Below are 20,465 nucleotides of genomic sequence, written 5' to 3' on the forward strand. Positions count from 1 at the left end.
CACCGGCCCGCAGGGATGCGGGACGAACCCACCAGGGACGTGAGTCGGTCTTCGCAAAGAAGCCAACGATCGAATCAGCGCCCAAGCCAACCGGCGCATGCCACCTCACGACTGCGGAACAAACCCATCAACAACGTGAGTCGGTCCCCGCGACAAACCAACCGAGACTCCCCGGCGCAAGCGCCCGCCAACAAAGCACGAGCGCCGCCGGACACGATGAGCCCCTCGGCACGGCGGGCAATGCCCGCGCGGCCATCAGCTGCCGAAGTTGTAGACCAGGTTGGTGGTCATGAGCTGGTCGGTCTTCTTGGCGCCGCCCGGTGCGTCGGTGTTGTGACGCAGCTGGTAGCCGACCTTGAGCGCGAGCTTCTTGTTGATGTCGACCTGCAACCCGGCGTCGTTCTGCACGAACGTGTTGCTGCTGCCGGCTTCGACCAACAGGGTGTCGACGAACGAAGTGTTGGCGCTGAAGGCATGCTTGTAGGCGAGCAGGCCACGGCCGATCACCTCGCCTTCCGAGCCGAAGCGGTACACCACCGGTTGGCCGCTCAGCGGATCGGTGCCCAGCTCGTCGTTGCGGCGGAAGCGCTTGTAGCCGGGACCGGCTTCGACCGACAGCTCGTCGCTCGCGGTCTTGAGCACGGTGTAGCCGTAGCCGACCGACACGGCGGCCTGGTACTCGTAGGGCGAGAAGTCGTCGTTCTCGTAACGTGCCGCGCCCACCACATAGCTGCGCTCGTCGAACTTGTAGCCGATCGCCGCGCCCAGCTCATAGCGATTGGCCGTGGTGTCGTAGCTCTTGAGCGTGTTGATGATGGGCTGGCCATTGGCATCGACGCCCGGCACCTTGGTGCTGACTTCGCCCTTGGCGCGCAGTGCGGTGAGGTAGAAGGTGTCCTTCCAGCGCTCGTCTTCCTTCTTGAAGGCGAGCTTGGCGTTGAGGTTTTCCGACTTGGCATTGCCGCGTGCGGCAGCGAAGCCCAGTTCGCCGGTGCCCGACCATTCGCCATTGGCGGCGGTCGCATCGTCGGCGCGGGCGGTCAACGGCAGGGCGAGCAACAGTGCCGCCACCAGCAGTGCAGACTGGTTCATCTTGTGATTCTCCGGTGGGATAGGAATGGCGCGGGCGATCGCTGGTCGCTGGCCGCGGCGCGCCATGGTAGGTGGCCGCGTTGAATTCGCCGTGAATGGCGGGCGCGCCGGGCGGTGATCAATCGTGACGCGGCGGCCCTACTGCAGCGGCCAGAAGCGCGGAATGAGGATCATCGACAGAGCGCAGAACAGCGCGATCAATGGGATGCCGACCTTCATGAAGTCGGTGAAGCGATAGCCGCCGGCGTAATAGACCATGGTGTTGGTCGGGTAACCGACCGGGGTCGCGAACGAGGTCGCCGCCGCGAACGCCACCGCGATCACGAACGGGCGCGGGTCGGCATGGGCGGCATGCGCCACCGACACCGCGATGCCGGCCATCAGCACCACCGAAGGGTTGTGCCCCATGAGCTCGGTCAGTAGGGCGGTGAGCAGATACACCATCAACAGCGCCGCCAAGGCGCTGTGCGCGCCAACCAGGCGCATGCCGGCATCGACCAGTGCCTGTGACAGGCCGCTGTTCTCGATCGCCGTGCCGAGCGGCAGGATCGCCGCCAGCAACACGATGATCTTCCAGTCGATGCCCTTGTAGAGGTCGCGGCGGCCATAGCAGCCGGCGGCGGCCATCGCCACCGCACCCGCCAACGCGGCGATCGGAATCGGCAGCCAGCGCAGGCCCGACACCACGATCACGCCGAGCATGATGAGCGCCGCGGCGAGCGCCCGACGCGGCGTATGGCGCGTGTCCTCGCGCTCGTGCAGCACCACGAAACGGTCATCGGCGCGCAGCCCGGCGGCGTCGCCGCTGGTCAGCAGCAACAGCACGTCGCCGGCAATGAGGCGCACATCCTTGAGCGCATCGCGCAGTACCTGGCCGCGGCGGCGGATCGCCAGCACGCTGGCATCGTGCGCGCGCTGCAGGTTGAGCTCGCCGAGCGCGCGGCCTTCGATCGGTGAATCGGGCCGCACCATGACCTCGACCAGCAGGCGCGTCTTGCCGTTGCTCGCGCCGTAGTGGCTCTCGGGGTTGATCTCGAGCTCGGCACGCATGCGCATGTCCTCGATGCGTTCCCATTCGCCGCGCACCAGCAGCACGTCACCGGCTTCGATGTTCTGCTCGCGCGGCGCCCACAGGTGCTGCTCGCCGCGCAGCAGTTCGAGCGGGTACACGCCATACGCCTCACCCAGCCGCGCGCTGGCAATGGTGCGCCCGACCAGCGGCGAACCCTTCTTGACGCGCAGTTCGGTGACATAGCTGCCCGACTCGCTCGGGTTCGGCAGGTCGGCTTCGCTGCCTTGGGCGAGCAGCCAGCGTCCGATCAGCATCAGGTAGACGATGCCGACCACGGCCAGGATCGCGCCGAGCTTGGTGAATTCGAATACTCCAAACCCGGTCAGGCCGTATTTGCGCGCAAGCGAGTCGGCAAGCAGGTTCGACGAGGTACCGAGCAGGGTGCATACCCCGCCCATCTGCGCCGCGAAGGCCATCGGCATCAGCACGCGACTGGGCGAGGTCCGGGTACGCGCGCACACGCGCAAGGCCAGCGGCAGGAACATCGCCACCAGCGCGATGTTCTTGATGAACGCACCCATCGGCGCGATTGCCAGCATCAGCGCCAGCGTGAGCAGCCACGGCCGGCGGATGCGCGACAGTTGCCGGATCAGCGGGTTGAGCGCGCCCGAGCGTTCGATGCCGAGGCTCAGCGCGAACATCGCCGCCACCGTCACGGTGGCTTCGTTGCTGAAGCCGGCCAGGGCCTCGCTCGGCGTCACCAGCTCGAACAGCACCAGTGCGACCAGCACGATCAGTGCGACGATGTCCACGCGCACCTTCTCGCTCGCGAACATCGCGATCGCGCCCAGCACGATCGCCAGCGTGCCCCAGGCCGCCAGGCTCATCGCTCGACCCCGGGCGCCGGCAGCGCGCCGCCACGGCCACCGCGCATGCACACGCAGGGCGCAGTCGTTGCAGGATGCGGGCTGGCGGCGGCGAGGCTCATCGCGCCGCATGGTAGCCGATGCCGGCGCGCCGCCGCACAGTCCTCATGTGGCGCCGCGGCATATCCTGAGAGCGCACCGACTGTTGCACCGACGCGACGCCGCGCTCGATGCGCAAGTGCTTGATCCGTTGACAGGCACGCTGGCCGGTCGCGCTCGCGGCCGTGCTGGCTGGCGCACTCGCCGCGCGCGCGGGAGCGGTTTTCGCCTACGCTAGGCACACCCGGACACGCCCTGCCCCAGCCGACGGCCCACATGGCTTCGTATCCCCTGCCGCGTCACACCACGACCGCCTGCATCCTCGCCGCGCTGGCGCTGCTGGTCACGTTGTACCTGCACCTGCTGCCGGCCTTGCTCGCCGGCCTGTTCGTGTTCGCGATCATCGATTCGCTGGCGCCACGCCTGCAGCGTTACGTGCCACGCCGCACCAGTGCGCATGGCATCGTCGTATTCGGCCTCAGCGTGATCGTGATCGGCCTGCTGACACTGGCCATCGTCGCGACCGTGGCACTGATCCGGCGCGAGATCGGCGACCCGCATGCGTTCCTGGAAAGCCTCAACCCGCTGCTCGACCGCGCCCGCGGCCAACTGCCCGCCTACGTCGTCGACCATCTGCCCGACAACATCGACGACATGCGCGATGGCGCGCTGGCCTGGCTGCGCGACCACGCCGGCGCGCTGCAACTGGCCGGCAAGACCGCCGCGCGTGTGTTCGTGCACCTGCTGATCGGCATGGTGCTCGGCGCGATGATCGCCCTCAGCGCCAGCCGCACGCGCAACGGCCACGCCACGCCGTTCGTCGAGGCGCTGCTCGCGCGCTGCCGCAACCTCGTGCAGGGCTTCCGCGACATCGTGTTCGCGCAGGTCAAGATCTCGGCCGTCAACACGCTGCTCACGGGCATCTTCCTGCTCGTGCTGCTGCCGCTGTTCAGCACCCCGGTGCCGTTCGCCAAGACCTTGGTCGTCGTCACCTTCATCGTCGGCCTGCTGCCGGTGGTCGGCAACCTGATCTCGAACACGCTGATCTTCGTGGCTGCGCTGTCGGTGTCCTTCGGTGATGCGGTGGCGGCGCTGCTGTTCCTGATCGTGATCCACAAGCTCGAATACTTCCTCAACGCGCGCATCGTCGGCTCGCAGATCCGCGCGCGGGCCTGGGAGCTGCTGATCGCGATGCTGCTGCTGGAATCGGCCTTTGGCATGGCCGGCCTCATCGCCGCCCCGGTCTACTACGCCTTCCTCAAGCGCGAACTGGCCGAGGCGGCGCTGATCTAGCCGCCGCCTCGTGCGGCACCGTGCTCGACGCGCGCCGCCACCGACAGCGGCGCGGCTGGCGCACGGTCGTGGCTGGCAATCGCAGGCGTCACGGATGCATCAGGCGCCAGGCGACATCGCGGGGGCAGCGCGCGCGGCGCACGATGCATTCACTCGGCCAGCATCGCCGCCAGCCGCGCCAGGTGGGCGCTGGCCATTTCCTGCTTGCGCGCCGCGTCCTGCGCGGGGTCATGGCCAACGCGATGCAGATCGTCGGCGGGCAGTTCCTTGAGGAACCGGCTCGGTTCGTTGGCGATGATTTCGCCGAACCGCTTGCGGCGTCTGGCATACGACAGGGTGAGGAACTCCTTGGCGCGCGTGATGCCGACGTAGAGCAGGCGCCGCTCCTCTTCGAGACGCCCCTCCTCGAGGCTGCCCTCGTGCGGCAGCGTCGTGTCGTCGACGCCGACGAGGAACACGCAGCGGAACTCGAGCCCCTTGGCGGCGTGCAGCGTCATCAGCCGCACCGCATTGCCCGGATCGTCGCGGTCGCCGTGGGTCAGCAGTGCGAGCTGCGCGGCAAGATCGCCCGCGCCGTGGCTGGGCATGGCGCGCATCCACTCGACGAGCTCGCGCAGGTTGGCCAGGCGCCGCTCGCGCAGCGCCGCGTCCTTGACCTGGCCGGCGACATGCTCGGCGTAGCCGATGCGCTGCATGAGTTCGTCGACGAGATCGGCGGCCGGCATGCGCTGCGCGCGCGCGGCGAACTCGCCGATGAGCTGGCCGAAGCGCACCAGGCTGGCCGCGGCACGCGGCGTGAGCGGAGTCAGCAGCGCGTCGTACTGCAGCGCACGCAGCATCGACAGCCCGCGCGTGCCGGCCAGTTCACCGAGCCGCTCGAGCGTGGTGGCGCCGATGTCGCGACGCGGCAGATTGACCACGCGCAGGAAGGCCGCATCGTCGTCGGGATTGGCGATCAGGCGCAGGTAGGCGAGCAGATCCTTGACTTCGGCGCGATCGAGGAAGGCGGTACCGCCACTGACGTGGTAGGGCACGCCGACCAGCCGCAATGCCTTCTCGAACGCGCGCGACTGGTGGTTGCCGCGATAGAGGATCGCAAATTCGCTCCACGCCACCTTGTGCTGCTGGGCGAGGTGCACGACGGCAGCGGCCACGCACTCGGCCTCGTGCTCGTCATCGCGGCACTCGGTCACGCGGATCGGCGCGCCTTCGCCCTGCTCGCTCCACAGCCGCTTGTCGAACAGGTGGCCGTTGTGCGCAATCACCGCGTTGGCGGCGCGCAGGATGCGCCGCGCGCAGCGGTAGTTCTGTTCGAGCTTGACCACGCGCAGGGCCGGATAGTCGCGCGCCAGTTCGTTGAGGTTGTCGGGGTTGGCGCCGCGCCAGGCATAGATCGACTGGTCGTCGTCGCCAACCACGGTGAACGCGCCCCGCTCGCCGGCCAGTGCCTTGATGAGGCGGTACTGGGCGGCATTGGTGTCCTGGTATTCGTCGACCAGCAGGTAGCGCAGGCGCTCGCGCCACGCCGCCCGCACCTCCTCGTCCGCCTCGAGCAGGCCGAGCGGCAGGCGGATGAGGTCGTCGAAGTCGACCGCATTGAATGCGGCGAGGCGGCGTTGGTACGCGGCGTAGATCGCCGCCGCCTCGTGCTCGCGCACGCTGCCCGCGCGGGCGGCGGCCTGTTCGGGCGTGAGGCCGTCGTTCTTCGCGCGTGACAGCAGTGACTGCAGCGCAAACAGCGCGTCGGGCTTGCTGTTGGCCGGCGCGAGCTCCTTGATGAGGCCACGCGTGTCGTCGGCATCGAGCACCGAGAAGCCGCGCCTGAGCTTCGCGCGCTCGTGTTCGAGCTGCAGGAAGCGCAGGCCCAGCGCGTGGAAAGTGCACACGGTGAGGCCATCGGCCGCGTCGCCACGCAACAGGCGACCGGCACGTTCGCGCATCTCGCGCGCCGCCTTGTTGGTGAACGTGATCGCGGCGATCTTGCCCGGCGCAAGGTTGCGCCGCCCGATCAGGTGCGCGATCTTCTCGGTGATCACGCGCGTCTTGCCCGAACCGGCCCCGGCCAGCACGAGCAGGGGCCCGTCGCAGTAATCGACGGCGGCGCGTTGTTGGGGATTGAGTGACATGGGAGCGCGATTGTGCCGCGGCGCGGCGCGGGCGCGAAAGGCCCGCGGCGGTCGCCACCGCGGGCTTGACGGCGCCGCTCGAGTCCGCCTCAGTCGCGGAAGTTGTCGTACTGCAGCGGCAAGCCGAACTCTTCCTTGCGCAGTAGCGCAATCGCGGCCTGCAGGTCGTCGCGCTTCTTGCCGGTCACGCGCAGCTTGTCGCCGTTGATCTGCGCCTCGACCTTGAGTTTGGCGGCCTTGATCGCGGCGACGATCTTCTTGGCGATCGCCTGTTCGATGCCGTGCTTGACCGTGATCTTCTGCCGCGCGCTGGCGAGGTTGATCTCGGGCTCGGCCACATCGAGGCAGCGCACGTCGATGCCGCGCGCGATGAGCCGTGCGCGCAGGATGTCCTGCATCTGCTTGAGCTGGAACTCGCTCGGCGCCGCCGCAGTGATCACGTACTCGTCGAGCGTGAACGAGGCGTCGACGCCCTTGAAGTCGAAGCGGTTGCCGAGTTCGCGGTTGGCCTGGTCGAGCGCGTTGCCGAGCTCGTGCTTGTCGACCTGCGAGATGACGTCAAACGAGGGCATGGCTCAGGCCTTGCGCCGGAACAATCGCGTGAGCGCGCCGCCGGCCACGGCCAGGCCCACGAGGATCAGCTTGAAGAACTTGGCGAAAAAGGCCGCCGCCACGGCCAGCAGGCCGAGCTTCTTGGCGGCCACGCCGCCGACCAGCGCGGCCAGTCCGTAGGCCGCGGCCTTGTCGGTGGTGGCGTCGTACTGGGCGTAGCGCTTGCCATCGTTGTAGGCGATCGCGGCGAGAAGCTGGTGGGCGAGCGGCTTCTGCCGCGCGATGTCGGCGCGCGAAGTGATGAGGTTGAGCGAGATGTAGCCCTCGCGCCCCAGCACGTAGGTGTTGTAGTTGACCGTATTGTCGGCATCGGCCGGCGCGCCCTTGTCGCGACCCTCGATCGACCACACCAGGCGCTGCGTGGCCGCGTCGTAGGCCGGCGGCTCGATCCAACCGACCACCTCGAGCGGCGCCACGCCGACCTTCTCGCGCTCGGCATTGGCCGCCTCGGTGCCTTCCTTGAGGTTGTGCAGCAGCTCGTCGGCGCTCCAGCTCCTGGCGTCATCGTCGGCGATGTAGCCGGCCGGATCGAAGTCGACCGACACCATCCAGCTCTCGGCCGCCGCGTCCTCGTCGTCGAAGAACGACGCGGGCAGGATCAGGCCGATGAAGTTGTCGTCGACCGAGTTGCCCATCGCGGCCATGAGCGCGCTCGCCTCGCGGGTGGGCAGGTAGCCATGGCCGGCCGGCAACTGCAGCGTGGCCTGGTCGCGCAGCGCGATCGTCGCCGGGCCCTGTCGCAGCGCCGCCACCAGCGCGGCGTAGCCGGAATCGTCGTCGTCGGTAGGGTCTTGCGCCCACACCGGGGCCCACGCCAGCAGCGCCAACAGGACGACGATGAACACGGACAATCGGTGCTGGCGTGACATGGAGCATTCCCCGGAACGGATGAAAGGATCGCGCGGCCCACCGGCAGGCGGCGGCGCAAGCGCCGATCGCATGCGTGCGCGCAACGTGCAAGGCAAGCTCGGCCGCTCGCGGCGGCCGCCGCGGGCCTTGGCGCGCAATGCGGCGCCGCGAGTGCCAAGTCTACCGGCATGGGCCGCCGCTGACAGCTTCGGCGCGTGCGCGGCGCACCGCTCGACGACCGGCGGCGGGGTGCTGTGCGACACTTGCCCGCCCAGGCGTGCCGCAACGCCATCCTGCCCGCACTCCGCCGCCCATGGCCAAGCTGTATTTCTATTATTCGGCGATGAACGCCGGCAAGACCACGACGCTGCTGCAGAGCGCGTACAACTATCACGAGCGCGGCATGCGCACGCTCATCGTCAAGCCCGCGATCGACACGCGCGCCGAGGACTCGCCGCAGGCGCCCGAGGCGGACGAGGCCGTGCCGCTCGGTGTGGTGGCCTCGCGCATCGGCCTGCGCGCGCGGGCGCGTCGCTTCGCTCAGGACGATGACCTGTTCGCGATCGTGCGCGCCGATGTCGCCGCCCGCGGCAAGCTCGACTGCGTGCTGGTGGACGAGGCGCAGTTCCTGCGCAAGGCACAGGTGTGGCAGCTCACCGACGTGGTCGACGCGCTGCAGGTCCCCGTGCTCGCCTACGGCCTGCGCACCGATTTCCGCGGCGAACTGTTCGAAGGCAGCCAGTACCTGCTGGCCTGGGCCGACAACCTCATCGAGATCAAGACGATCTGCCACACCGGCCGCAAGGCGACCATGGTGGTGCGCGTGGACGAGCATGGCCGCGCGGTGACCGACGGGCCGCAGGTTGAAATCGGTGGCAACGAGCGCTACGTGTCGGTGTCACGCCCCGAGTTCAAGAAGATCATGGCGGGCGAAGGCCGCGTCGAGCTGCAACAGGCGGTGCTGCCGCTGGACATGCCTGGAGAGACTCGATGACGACACCCCATTGGCCGCGTGGACGCTGGCAGGACAGCGGCGGCGAAGCATTCTGGCTGTGGTTCGTGTTCGGCGATTTCGCCGCCGACCTGCGCATCGACGCCCAGCGCTACCGCACCGGGCCGCCACCGACCGGCGTCGAAGCCGTGCGCTACCGCAACGCCGCGCTCGCGCAGTGGGACGGCTATCCGCTGGCCGGCACGCTCGGCGCGATCTTCGAGGAGGAAAACCCGCGCCTGCTCGATGCCGCGCGCAAATCCACCGAGTGCTGGATGCTGCGCGGCAGCCTGCGCGACCCAGCCGATCTCGACGGCCTGCGCAACATGATCGGCACCATCAGCGCGCTGTGTGACCAGGGTGCGGTGGCCGTGGTCGATCCGCAGATGCTGTCGCTGTTTGCAGCGGACGAATGGCAGCGGCGCTACTTTGCCCGCGACGCTTTCCATGCGCGCGACCACGTGCTGATCCTCGCCGACACCGACCCCGCCGATGCCTCGCGCATGCGCGTGCACACGCGCGGCCTGCGCAAGTTCGCCCGCGCCGACCTCGACATCCGCAACGTGCCGCCGGCGCTGACCCAGCACGCCGGCGAGCTGGCGCAGGGCTTCGTCGAGTTTCAGTGCGACGGCGGCGTGGTCGCCGATGGTCACGCGGTGGCGCTCGGTGACGACGGCCAGCAGCTCGTGGCCACGCTCATCGACGATGCCGGCGATGCCGATTTCAACAACCGTCACCTGCGCCTGCGCTGGCCCGAGCGGGACTGACTGGACTCACGGCCGCTCAGGTCGGGTAGGCTTGGCGTCCACTCGCCCATTCGCCCACCGGCCGGAGAACCCATGCGTGCGCTGCTGTTGCTTGCCGTCCTGTCCTGGAGCTGCGCCGTGGCTGCCGAACGCCTGACCATCGAACGCATGTTCGGCGATCCGGACCTGGCCGGACCGAGTCCGCGCGCACTCAAGATCGCGCCCGATGGTCGCCATGTGGCGTTCCTGCGCGGGCGCGACGACGACCAGAACCAACTCGACCTGTGGCTGCACGAGGTGCGCAGCGGCAAGGCCCATCGACTCGTCGACTCGCGCGCGCTCGGCGGCGAACACGAACTGTCCGACGCCGAGAAGGCGCGCCGCGAGCGGGCGCGGATCGCCGCCAGCAAGGGCATCGTCAGCTACCTGTGGTCGCCCGACGGCAAGCGCCTGCTGTTCACGCTCGACGAACGGCTGTGGCTGTACGACCTGACCGCCCCGCGCGACAAGGCGCTGCGCGCGCTGACCGAGCGCGGGCGCGAGGTGGCCGATCCCAAGGTGTCGCCGCGCGGCGGCTTCGTCAGCTACGTGAGCGGGCAGAACCTGCACCTGATCGATCTGCGCAGCGGCCAGTCGACCCAGCTCACCCACGATGGCGGCGGCACGATCCACAACGGCGAGGCCGAATTCGTCGCACAGGAGGAAATGGACCGCCACACCGGCTACTGGTGGGCGCCCGACGACAGCGCGCTCGCGTTCGAGCGCTACGACGAGTCGGGCGTGGACGAGGTCGAGCGCAGCGAGATCTACGCCGACCACAGCGCCACGCTGCGCCAGCGCTACCCGGCCGCCGGTCGCGCCAACGTGGCGGTGCGCTTGGGTGTGGTGGGCAGCGACGGCCGCGCCACGCATTGGCTCGACCTCGGGCCTGACCCCGACATCTACCTCGCCCGCGTGAACTGGTTGCCCGATGGCAAGCGCGTTGCGTTCCAGCGCCAAAGCCGCAACCAGCGTCGCCTCGATCTCGTGGTCGCCGCTGCCGACGGCAGCAGCGCCGACAACGTGCTGACCGAGACCAGCACCACCTGGATCAACCTGCACGACGACCTGCGCTTCCTGCGCGGCGAGGATGCGCTGCTGTGGGCGTCCGAGCGCAGCGGCTACAAGCAACTGTACGTGTTCGGTCTCGACGGGACGTTGCGGCGCCAGTTGACGCAGGGCCCGCACGACGTCGACAAGCTGCTCGCGCTCGACGAAAAGCACGGCCTGGCCTACTTCGCGGCCGGGCGCGAGGATCCGCTGCAGGTGCAGGTCTACGCGGTGCGCCTCGACGGCAGCGACGCGGCGACACCGCGCCGCCTCAGTGAGGGCGAGGGCATCCATGACGCCGTGTTCGGCGATGATGCGCGGATATGGATCGACACCTGGTCCAGTCCGACCACGCCGCCGCAAGTGTCGCTGCGCAAGGCCGATGGCACGCGCCTGGCCTGGATCGAGCGCAACGAGCTCAAGGCCGGCCACCCGTTCTGGCCCTACCGCAGCGACTTCATCGCGCCGCGCTTCGGCACGCTCAAGGGCGAGAGCGGCGAGGATCTTCACTACCGTCTGCACCAGCCCGCGGGTTTCGACCCGGCCCGCAAGTATCCGGTGTTCATGACCTACTACGGCGGCCCCGGCAGCCAGTTCGTGCGCAAGAACTGGGGCAACTACTTCGAGCAGTACATGGCGCAGCGCGGCTATGTGGTGTTCGCGCTCGACAACCGCGGCTCGCCGCGCCGCGGCCGGCACTTCGCCGATGCGATCTTCGGCCAGCTCGGCAACGCCGAGCTCGCCGACCAGCTCACCGGCGTGGCCTGGCTCAAGGCGCAGCCGTGGGTCGATGGCGACCACATCGGCATCTTCGGCTGGAGCTACGGCGGCTACCAGACACTGATGCTGCTGGCCAAGGCCGGATCGCAGTTCGCGGCCGGCGTGGCGGTCGCGCCGGTGACCGACTGGCGGCTGTATGACACGCACTACACCGAGCGCTACCTCGATACGCCGCAGGCCAACGCCGCAGGCTACGAGCAGTCCGGCGTCCTGCACTGGCTCGCCGGCATCGAATCCGACAAGTTGCTGCTCGTGCACGGCATGGCCGACGATAACGTGCTGTTCGCCAATTCGACCCAGCTCATGGCGGCGTTGCAGAACAAGGGCGTGCAGTTCCGCCTCATGGCTTATCCCGGCGCCAAGCATGGCCTGTCGACGCCGGCGCTGCGCAAGCATGTGTACACGCTGATCGCGGCCTACTTCGACGACAAGCTCAAGCCCGCCGCGCGCTGAGTGCGGCCCGCGGATGCCGCGCAGCACCGGTGCTTGCGGTGCGCGCCCGCATGGCCCAGCCTAGGCGTCACCGTTGCCCGGGGAGCCGCCATGCCGCTGCGCGAACACTGGATGATCTATGCGCTGGGTTCGGCGCTGTTTGCGGCGCTGACCGCATTGTTCGGCAAGCTCGGCGTGGCGGGCATTCCATCCAACCTCGCCACCTTCATCCGCACCGTGGTCGTGCTGGGCGTCACCGCGGCCATCATCGCCTGGCGCAACGAGTGGCGCGCGCCGGCCAGCATCGAGGCGCGCACCTGGCTGTTCCTCGTGCTGTCGGGCATCGCCACCGGCTTGTCGTGGCTGTGCTACTACCGGGCGCTGCAGCTTGGCCCGGTGAGCAAGGTCGCGCCGATCGACAAGCTCAGCGTCGCGCTCGCGATCGTGCTAGGCGTGGTGTTCCTCGGCGAGAGCTTGAGCTGGCCCGTGGCGATCGGCGGCGGTCTCATCGTGCTCGGCTCGATCGTGATGATCGTGTTCTGAGCCCTGGCGGGCCGGCGCGCGCGTCGGCTCAGAACCTGCCGGCCTGATAGTCGCGGATCGCCTCGACGATTTGCTCGGGCGTGTTCATCACGAACGGGCCGTACCGCGCGACCGGCTCATTGAGCGGCTGGCCGGCGACGAGGATGAAGCGCGCACCGTGCGCGCCGGCGGCGAACTCGACGGCAGTGCCGCTGCGCTCGAACACGGCCAGCTCGCCGCTGGCCAGGGTGCGCGCCGCGTCGCCCCCACCGAACGTCGCCGCGCCCTCGAACACGTAGGCAAACGCGGTGTGACCCTCGGACAGCGGCGCCGCGCCGCGCGCGTGTGGCGCCAGCTCGATGTCGAGGTACAGCGGCGCGATGGCGATGCCATTGACGGGACCAACGGCGTCACCGTAGCGCCCGGCCAGCACGCGCACGCGCACGCCGTCACCGGCGTCGACCCGCACGATGCGTTCGGCGGCGATGTCCTGATAACGCGGCGCGATCATCTTGTCGCTCGCCGGCAGGTTCACCCACAACTGGAAGCCGGCCATGCGGCCGTGTTCCTGTTCGGGCATCTCCGAATGCACGATGCCACGCCCGGCCGTCATCCACTGCACGCTGCCGGCCTCGAGCAGGCCCGAGTTGCCGTGGTTGTCGCGGTGGCGCATGCGCCCTTCGAGCATGTAGGTGACGGTCTCGAAACCGCGATGCGGATGATCGGGAAACCCCGCGAGGTAGTCGACTGCCTCGTCGGCACCGAACGCGTCGAGCAGCAGGAACGGGTCGAGCATGTCGAGATCCGGCTGGCCGATGACGCGCGTGAGCTTGACGCCCGCGCCGTCGGCAGTGGCGATGCCGCGCATGACGCGTGCCACGCGGCGACTGGCGGTAACGGTGCTCATGAATGCAACTCCGTGGTGGCTGATGCGCGCAACATGGACGTCGCCATCGAGGCGCACAAGCCGCGCGCGGTGAACACTGCGTTGCCGCGCTGCGTGACGGCGCGGCGGCGGCGTGCGGTCGGCAGCGGACCGCACGCGCCTGTCTGGCGGCAGGCTCAGTGCACCCAGCGGCCGCCGCGACGCCGTGGCGGCGTCCGCGCGCCCGCGTCGTGGCGCGCGAAGTCACCGTCCTCGAGCGGATGCGTGCGCCAGTACTCGGCCACCGCACCGACGGCATCGGGGATCTGCGCAAGGCATTCGTCGTAGTCTTCCTCGCCCAGCGGAGCGAAGTCGCCGTCGCTTTCGAACACGCCATCGTCGATCGCCAGCGCGATGATCGGCGACAACAGTTCCATGAGCTGGGCATCGTGGCCCAGGCGCCCTTCCCACGACGGCGCGCGCAGGTCGATGCCGCGCGAGAAGCCTTCGCACCAGCCGCGCGCGGTGAACACGGGCGGCGCACCGTCCTCGACGTCGAGTTCGCCGAGGATCGGCTCGTAGCTGCCGGTCTCGAGCTCGGGTGCGATGGCATCGTTGAGTCGCGCCAGCAAGGTCAGCACGCGCTCGCCCTCCTCGGCGTCGCTGAACGGCGCGTGGAGGATCTCGGGCAGCCACTCCTCGGGCTTGGCCGGTGCCGGGCCGATCGCCAGCGCGGTCAGAAAGCCATGCACGCCGTCGAGCAGCATGTCCTCGTCACCGGCATGGGCGCGCAGGAAATGGTCGAGCTCCTCGAGTTCCGAGTCGTCGGGAGAAGCGAGCCAGTCAGATGCCATCGTCGATGTCCAGCAAGGCGGGGGTATGGTCGGAAGCGCGTTCCCAGCCGCGCGGTTCGCGGTCGATGCCGGCCGCGCGACAGCGTAAACGTAGCGCCTCCGACACCAGAATCAAGTCGATCCGCAGACCCAGGTTGCGGCGGAACGCGGCCTGGCGGTAGTCCCACCACGAATAGTGCCCGCCGTCGGCATGGAACAGGCGGAAGCTGTCGACCAAGCCGATCGCGAGCAGGCGCGCCAGCGCCTCGCGCTCGGGCGTCGAACACAGGATCTGCTCGTGCCAGGCCTGCGGATCGTGCACGTCGCGGTCATCGGGTGCGATGTTGAAATCGCCCAGCACCACGAGGCGCGGATGGCGGCGCAATTCCTCGCCGAGCCAGGCCGTGACGCGCGCGAGCCAATCGAGCTTGTAGGCGAACTTGTCGCTGCCGACGGCCTGGCCGTTGACGACATAGAGGTTGACGATGCGCACGCCGTCGACCGTGGCCGCGAGCACGCGCCGCTGCGGATCGTCGAAGCCGGGAATGCCCGCCTGCACGTCGACCGGCTCACTGCGCGCGAGGATCGCCACCCCGTTGTAGGTCTTCTGGCCCGAGAACACGCAGCGATAGCCCGCCGCCGCCAGCTCGGCCACCGGGAAGCGGGCGTCCTCGAGCTTGGTCTCCTGCAGCGCCAGCACATCGGGCCGCGCCTGCGCACACCACTGCTCGACATGCGGCAGGCGCACCTTGAGCGAGTTGACGTTCCAACTGGCGATTTTCATGTGCGAGATATCAACTTGCTTCTATTGGAGTCCATGTCAGGAAGCTGGTTCAGATACCCCCGCCAATACCCCCCGATCAATCCGGCAGCGCGAATATCCACAACGGACAACGAAACCTGTCCACTTACATCTCGGCCCATGTGCATCCATCGTACTCCAAGCGACACCACCGCAGCCCCGGAGGGCGGACCGCATGACACCGAAGCACGCCAAGTCAAATGGAACCAAGATCCACACGTGGGTTGTCGATGACCTGACGGAGGCAGGTCGGTCCGTCTCTCAGCCTGGAGTTTCCCAAGCTCCGTGCTCGTCGATCGAGATGGACGGGCGCACCGCCCTCGCGTACTGCAGAGCCTGTGCGCGCGGCCCCATGTCGAGCAGCGACGGAAAGACATCGTACGGGTGCGCGCAACGGATTTGGCCAATGCCGGCATCGCGATCGAAGCGGCGGCCAGCGCTGACCAAGGTCACGACCACCGGGGCCGCGGTCGACACCTTCGGTTCCCTCTCCAATCCATCGTCGAGCACCGGCATCAATGCGGCGCCGCGTGCGGCGCGAGCGAGCGGCGCATCGCGGTACGCATCGACGCCGTTGCAAGCGCGTCCGCTGCGCTTCAGGGCAGGCGGATACCGGACTTGATCACTACCTGGTGGGTCCCCGGCTCGCGCAACCACACATAGGCGATCGACGCATACGGCAGGCACAAGGTGTTGCGTGCGGAGCGACCACAGAAATGATCGCTGCCGACCGTGTCGACGCTCAGATCGAGTGGGCGGTCGGCCATGAGTTTGACGTGCTGGCCGCGCAGCGACGCGAACAGCGCCGCCAGGTCGGTGTAGCCGGGCGGCGGCGCGGGTTCCGCCGCGGCGGCGAGGCCGGCAAGACTGGCGAGCAGGACGATGGCGATCCGGTTCATGGCGGGCTCCACATGGGTCGTCGCACCGTAGCGCCGCGGCCACCGTGCGGCAACACGCCCGCTGACGGCAGCCTTGACTCTGGACCCGGCTCCAGGGTTTAGGCTGTACGCCTGAACTTGTCGCCGGAGCCGCCTGATGGCTGCCTACACGATCGGTGAAGTCGCGCGCCATGCCGGCGTCGGCGTCGACACCGTGCGCTACTACGAACGACGCCAGTTGCTGCCACCGCCGGCGCGCCGGCTGTCGGGCTATCGCGAATACGACCACCACGACGTGCGCCGGCTGCGTTTCATCCGCCGTGCCAAGGCGCTCGGCTTCGCACTCGATGACATCCGCGCCCTGCTCGACCTGTCGGCCGATCGCGAGCGTGGCGTGCATGGTCTGCGTGCGCGGGCGCAGGCGCGCCTGGCCGACGTCGAGGCGCGCATCGCCGAGCTGCAGAAGATGCGCCGCGGCCTGCGCAAGCTCGTGGCCGCCTGCCCCGGCGATGGCGCGCTCGACCACTGCCCGATACTCGCCGCGCTCGACGGCAAGGAGTCCACATGAACCATTCCAACCATCCCGCGGGCTGCTGCGGTGCGCACCGGGCCGCCATGCCGGCATCCGCGAAGGATCCGGTGTGCGGCATGAGCGTGGATCCGGCCACTGCCAAACACAGCGCCGAGCACGCGGGGCAGACCTGGTACTTCTGCAATCCGCGTTGCCGCGAGCGCTTCCTCGCCGAGCCGGCGCGTTATCTCGCGAGCGCCATGCCGGCATCCGCGAAGGATCCGGTGTGCGGCATGAGCGTGGATCCGGCCACGGCCAAACACAGCGCCGAGCACGCGGGGCAGACCTGGTACTTCTGCAATCCGCGTTGCCGCGAGCGCTTCCTCGCCGAGCCGGCGCGCTATCTCGATCCGGGCGCCGCCGCCGCAGTGCCTGCCGCGCCGCCCGGCACGCTCTACACCTGCCCGATGCATCCGGAGATCGAGCAGGTCGGTCCGGGCAGTTGCCCCAAGTGCGGCATGGCGCTCGAGCCCAAGGACTTTGCGCTGGCTGAGGATGATGGCGAACTGCGCGCGGTGCGGCGCAAGGCGCTGCTCGCCGCCGTGCTCGCGCTGCCTCTGCTGCTGGTGGCGATGCTGCCGCACCTGGGCCTCTGGCATCCGGCGCCCGCGCTGGCCCACGCGCTGCGCGCGAGCGAATTGCTGCTGGCGGCACCGCTCGTGCTGTGGGCCGGCCTCGACTACTACCGCCGCGGCTGGCTCGGCCTCGTGCATCGCTCGCCCAACATGTACACGCTGATCGGCACCGGCGTGATCGTGGCGTTCACCTACAGCCTGGTGGCGATGTTCGCGCCCGGCTGGTTCCCGCCGGCGATGCGTGACGCGCACGGCACGGTCGGCGTGTACTTCGAGGCCGCCGGCGTGATCATCGCGCTCGCGCTGCTCGGCGAATGGCTCGAACTGCGTGCGCGCGGCAAGACTTCGGCCGCGCTGCGTGGCCTGCTCGACCTCGCCCCGCCGCTTGCCCATCGCGTCGATGCCCATGGCGCGGACGCCGACGTCGCCCTCGATCAGGTCGGCATCGGCGACCTGTTGCGCGTGCGTCCGGGCGAACGCGTGCCGGTCGACGGCCGCGTCGTCGAGGGCAGCAGCAGCATCGACGAATCGATGCTCAGCGGCGAGCCGATCCCGGTGGAGAAGCAGGCCGGCGACCGCCTCGTCGGCGGTACGCTCAACGGCCGCGGCAGCTTCGTCATGCGCGCCGACCGCGTCGGTCGCGACACCGTGCTGGCGCGCATCGTCGAGCTCGTGGCCAGCGCGCAGCGCAGCAAGGCACCGCTGCAGCGACTGGCCGATCGCGTGTCGGCGTGGTTCGTGCCCGCGGTGGTCGCGGTCGCGGTCGCGACCTTCCTGATCTGGTGGAGGTTCGGACCCGAACCGCGCCTGGCCTACGCCGTGGTCAACGCGGTGGCCGTGCTCATCATCGCCTGCCCCTGCGCACTCGGACTGGCCACGCCGATTTCGATCATGGTCGCGAGCGGGCGTGGCGCCGAACACGGCGTGCTGTTCCGCGAGGCCGCCGCGATCGAGCGCCTTGCCCAGGTCGACACGCTTGTGCTCGACAAGACCGGCACGCTGACCGAAGGCCGGCCGCAGCTCGCCGAGGTCATCGCGGCCAGTGGCCATGACGAGGCGCAGGTGCTCGGCTGGGCCGCCAGCCTCGAAGCGGTGAGCGAGCATCCGCTCGCGCACGCGGTACTGGCCGCGGCCGCCGCGCGCGACATCGTGGCGCAGCCGGTGCTGGATTTCGTCGCCGAGGTCGGCCGCGGCGTGCGCGGTACCGTCGGTGGCCACGCGATCGCGCTCGGCAATGCAGCGCTGCTGCGCGAGCTCGGCATTGCGCAGACGACGCTCGACGCGCTCGCGGCACCGCTGCGCGAGCAGGCCCGCTCGCTCATGTTCGTCGCGGTCGACGGCGCACTCGCCGGCGTGCTCGGCGCGCACGATCCGCTCAAGACCGGAGCGCGCGAGGCGCTGGCCGCGTTGCGCGCGGACGGATTGCGCCTGGTCATGCTCAGCGGCGACAACGCGGCCAGTGCCGAAGCGGTCGGCCGGGCACTGGGCATCGACGAAGTGCAGGCGGGGCAATCACCGGCGGACAAGGCAGCGTGGGTGCAGGCGGCGCGTGCCCGTGGCCGGCGCGTGGCGATGGCCGGTGACGGCATCAACGATGCGCCCGCGCTGGCCGCGGCCGATGTCGGCATCGCGATGGGCAACGGCACCGACGTGGCGATGGAGAGCGCACAGGTGACCCTGGTCAAGGGTGAGCTCGGCGGCATCGTGCGTGCACGTGCGCTGGCAGGCGCAACCGTGCGCAACATCCACCAGAACCTTGCCTTCGCGTTTCTCTACAACAGCCTCGGCGTGCCGCTCGCGGCGGGACTGGCGTGGCCGTTCACGGGCTGGCTGCTGAGTCCGATGGTCGCCGCGCTGGCGATGAGCCTGAGTTCGGTGTCGGTGATCAGCAACGCGCTGCGCCTGCGCCGCGTCGCGGTGTGAGCGCACCGCGCGCGACGCCGGCGGCTCAGAAGCTCGAGCCGGGCTCGCGCAGGAATGCCAGCTCGGCTGGCGTCGAGACGCGGCCGAGCGCGGCATTGCGATGCGGGTAGCGCCCGAAGCGGTCGATGATGGCCTTGTGGCGCAACTCGAAGTCGAGGTTGTCGGGCAGCCCGAGCGCCTCGAACAGGCCGACCGCGAGCGTGTGGATGCACGGCGATTCGCTGTGCATGAACGGCAGGTACACGAACAGGCGCTGCGGCGTCGGCAGGGTCAGGTCATGGCCGCCGGCAATGGCCTCCTGCGCCAGCGCCAGCGCCATCGGGTCGGCGGCGAACGCCAGCGCGGTGCCGCGATGGAGGTTGCGCGAGAACTGGTCGAGCACGATGAGCTCGGCCAGGCGTCCGCGGGCATCGGAGCGCCAGCCATGCAGCTCGCCCTGCACGGCCGCACGATGCAGCTCGCCGAAACGTGCGCCGATCTGCGCATCGAAGGCCGGATCGGCGCGCCACCACTGCGCCGGCTCGATCTCGTCGAACCAGAACTCGAGCACGCTGGCGCTGGAGGGCAGCGTCGCCATCGCCGGCTCAGGCATCGAGGTCGGGAATGAGCCGGCTCTCGAGCCAGGCGATCATGTCCTTGAGCCGCAGCTTGCGCTTCTTCATGCGCGTCAGCTGCAGCTCGTCGCAGCCCGGATCGGCACGCAGGCGCGCGATCGCATCGTCGAGATCGCGATGCTCGATCTTGAGTTCGGTGAGTTTGCGCACGAGGGCGGCGGGATCGTCGGGAGCCATGGCCGTGGACGCAGTCTAGCAAGAGGTCGGCGCCGAAGGCTGCCGGCGCGATCGACCGGCGTGTGCTCAGCGCAGCGCCACCCACACCGCCAGCAGCACGAACAGCACCGCCGCCGCGGCATGCGCGCTGCGCATCGGTAGCCGCGCTGCAAAGCGCGCACCGAGCCACACCACCGGCACGTTGGCCAGCAGCATGCCGAGCGTGGTGCCGATCACGACCTGCCACAACGGTTGGTACTGGGCCGCCAGCACGAGCGTGGCGACCTGGGTCTTGTCGCCCATCTCGGCGAGGAAGAAGGCGAACACGCTGGCGACGAACACGCCATGCCGGCCCGAAGACGCCGCCGCATCGTCGTCGATGCGGTCGGGGATCAGCATCCACACGCCCATCGCCAGCAGGCTCGCGGCGACGATCCACTTGAGCAGTTCGGGCGTGAGCCAATGCGCCAGCAGCGCTCCGGCGCCACCGGCCAGCGTATGGTTGAGCAGCGTGGCGGTCAGGATGCCGAGGCAAATCGGCAGCGGTTGCCGGTAGCGCGCGGCCAACAGCAGCGACAGCAGTTGGGTCTTGTCGCCAATTTCCGCCAGCGCGACGGCGGCGGTCGACACGAACAGGGCCTGCATGGGTACTCCGGTCGGACCAGGACAAGCACGCGATGGCACACGCGCGCGGTCCCGGCCCGGGTCTCGCGGCGTGCACCAAAGGTCTTGCCACGCG

At 69.2% G+C, this 20,465-nt stretch carries 20 protein-coding genes; 7 read left to right on the top strand and 13 right to left on the bottom strand.

Annotated features, from left to right (window positions below):
* Positions 1–255: 255 nt before the first annotated feature.
* Positions 256–1,092, bottom strand: coding sequence for a DUF481 domain-containing protein (locus tag KF903_RS13695; RefSeq protein ID WP_291215938.1), 837 nt, complete (start codon positions 1,090–1,092; stop codon positions 256–258).
* A gap of 138 nt (positions 1,093–1,230) precedes the next feature.
* Complete coding sequence (locus KF903_RS13700; RefSeq protein WP_291215941.1) at positions 1,231–2,991, bottom strand: SLC13 family permease; 1,761 nt, start codon at positions 2,989–2,991, stop codon at positions 1,231–1,233.
* 354 nt (positions 2,992–3,345) lie between these two features.
* Here KF903_RS13700 and KF903_RS13705 point away from each other — a divergent pair, with 354 nt between their 5' ends.
* Entirely contained in the window at positions 3,346–4,362 is a 1,017-nt protein-coding gene (locus KF903_RS13705) for an AI-2E family transporter (protein WP_291215943.1), read from the top strand.
* A gap of 149 nt (positions 4,363–4,511) precedes the next feature.
* Here KF903_RS13705 and KF903_RS13710 read toward each other — a convergent pair whose 3' ends face one another.
* The 3 genes from KF903_RS13710 to KF903_RS13720 form a co-directional block, all read right to left on the bottom strand.
* Complete coding sequence (locus tag KF903_RS13710) at positions 4,512–6,488, bottom strand: UvrD-helicase domain-containing protein (RefSeq protein ID WP_291215945.1); 1,977 nt, start codon at positions 6,486–6,488, stop codon at positions 4,512–4,514.
* 89 nt (positions 6,489–6,577) lie between these two features.
* On the bottom strand, positions 6,578–7,060 hold the full coding sequence (locus tag KF903_RS13715; RefSeq protein WP_291215947.1) for a YajQ family cyclic di-GMP-binding protein: 483 nt from the start codon (positions 7,058–7,060) through the stop codon (positions 6,578–6,580).
* A 3-nt stretch (positions 7,061–7,063) separates the two neighbouring features.
* Positions 7,064–7,969 carry a DUF2167 domain-containing protein gene (locus tag KF903_RS13720; RefSeq protein WP_291215950.1) on the bottom strand — a complete coding sequence of 302 codons (906 nt, stop codon included), beginning with the start codon at positions 7,967–7,969 and terminating at the stop codon, positions 7,064–7,066.
* A gap of 293 nt (positions 7,970–8,262) precedes the next feature.
* Here KF903_RS13720 and KF903_RS13725 point away from each other — a divergent pair, with 293 nt between their 5' ends.
* From KF903_RS13725 to KF903_RS13740, 4 genes are all read left to right on the top strand, one after another.
* A complete protein-coding gene (locus tag KF903_RS13725) occupies positions 8,263–8,943 on the top strand; it encodes a thymidine kinase (protein ID WP_291215952.1) in 681 nt (226 codons plus the stop codon).
* Positions 8,940–9,707 carry a hypothetical protein gene (locus KF903_RS13730; protein ID WP_291215954.1) on the top strand — a complete coding sequence of 256 codons (768 nt, stop codon included), beginning with the start codon at positions 8,940–8,942 and terminating at the stop codon, positions 9,705–9,707. Before KF903_RS13725 ends, KF903_RS13730 begins: the two co-directional genes overlap by 4 nt.
* A 72-nt stretch (positions 9,708–9,779) precedes the next feature.
* Complete coding sequence (locus tag KF903_RS13735; protein WP_291215956.1) at positions 9,780–12,008, top strand: S9 family peptidase; 2,229 nt, start codon at positions 9,780–9,782, stop codon at positions 12,006–12,008.
* Between the two features lie 90 nt (positions 12,009–12,098).
* Positions 12,099–12,530, top strand: a complete 432-nt coding sequence (locus tag KF903_RS13740; protein ID WP_291215959.1) for an EamA family transporter — start codon at positions 12,099–12,101, stop codon at positions 12,528–12,530.
* A 28-nt stretch (positions 12,531–12,558) separates the two neighbouring features.
* Here the strand turns inward: KF903_RS13740 and KF903_RS13745 are convergent, their stop codons facing one another.
* The 5 genes from KF903_RS13745 to KF903_RS13765 all read right to left on the bottom strand — a co-directional run bounded on the left by KF903_RS13745 (position 12,559) and on the right by KF903_RS13765 (position 15,908).
* On the bottom strand, positions 12,559–13,416 hold the full coding sequence (locus KF903_RS13745; RefSeq protein ID WP_291215961.1) for a pirin family protein: 858 nt from the start codon (positions 13,414–13,416) through the stop codon (positions 12,559–12,561).
* 155 nt (positions 13,417–13,571) lie between these two features.
* Positions 13,572–14,228: a YecA family protein gene (locus KF903_RS13750; RefSeq protein ID WP_291215963.1), complete on the bottom strand. Its 657-nt coding sequence runs from the start codon at positions 14,226–14,228 to the stop codon at positions 13,572–13,574.
* Positions 14,218–14,991, bottom strand: a complete 774-nt coding sequence (gene xth, locus KF903_RS13755) for an exodeoxyribonuclease III (RefSeq protein WP_291215965.1) — start codon at positions 14,989–14,991, stop codon at positions 14,218–14,220. Before xth ends, KF903_RS13750 begins: the two co-directional genes overlap by 11 nt.
* Positions 14,992–15,270: 279 nt before the next feature.
* Positions 15,271–15,525 (bottom strand): hypothetical protein, encoded by a 255-nt coding sequence (locus tag KF903_RS13760; RefSeq protein WP_291215967.1) that lies wholly within the window; start codon positions 15,523–15,525, stop codon positions 15,271–15,273.
* Between the two features lie 80 nt (positions 15,526–15,605).
* Positions 15,606–15,908 (bottom strand): hypothetical protein, encoded by a 303-nt coding sequence (locus KF903_RS13765; RefSeq protein ID WP_291215969.1) that lies wholly within the window; start codon positions 15,906–15,908, stop codon positions 15,606–15,608.
* A gap of 136 nt (positions 15,909–16,044) precedes the next feature.
* On the opposite strand from KF903_RS13765, the gene KF903_RS13770 reads away from it, so the two are divergent.
* Positions 16,045–16,455, top strand: coding sequence for a heavy metal-responsive transcriptional regulator (locus KF903_RS13770; RefSeq protein WP_291215972.1), 411 nt, complete (start codon positions 16,045–16,047; stop codon positions 16,453–16,455).
* Between the two features lie 47 nt (positions 16,456–16,502).
* On the top strand, positions 16,503–18,956 hold the full coding sequence (locus KF903_RS13775) for a heavy metal translocating P-type ATPase (RefSeq protein WP_291216024.1): 2,454 nt from the start codon (positions 16,503–16,505) through the stop codon (positions 18,954–18,956).
* Positions 18,957–18,981: 25 nt separating this feature from the next.
* Here KF903_RS13775 and KF903_RS13780 read toward each other — a convergent pair whose 3' ends face one another.
* The 3 genes from KF903_RS13780 to KF903_RS13790 all read right to left on the bottom strand — a co-directional run bounded on the left by KF903_RS13780 (position 18,982) and on the right by KF903_RS13790 (position 20,371).
* Positions 18,982–19,548 (bottom strand): DUF924 family protein, encoded by a 567-nt coding sequence (locus KF903_RS13780; RefSeq protein ID WP_291215975.1) that lies wholly within the window; start codon positions 19,546–19,548, stop codon positions 18,982–18,984.
* Positions 19,541–19,747 carry a DUF465 domain-containing protein gene (locus tag KF903_RS13785; RefSeq protein ID WP_291215978.1) on the bottom strand — a complete coding sequence of 69 codons (207 nt, stop codon included), beginning with the start codon at positions 19,745–19,747 and terminating at the stop codon, positions 19,541–19,543. Before KF903_RS13785 ends, KF903_RS13780 begins: the two co-directional genes overlap by 8 nt.
* A 66-nt stretch (positions 19,748–19,813) precedes the next feature.
* Positions 19,814–20,371 carry a TMEM165/GDT1 family protein gene (locus KF903_RS13790; RefSeq protein WP_291215981.1) on the bottom strand — a complete coding sequence of 186 codons (558 nt, stop codon included), beginning with the start codon at positions 20,369–20,371 and terminating at the stop codon, positions 19,814–19,816.
* Positions 20,372–20,465: the final 94 nt, after the last annotated feature.

Origin of the sequence: Dokdonella sp. (assembly GCF_019634845.1) — a bacterium.
Lineage (GTDB): Bacteria > Pseudomonadota > Gammaproteobacteria > Xanthomonadales > Rhodanobacteraceae > Dokdonella_A.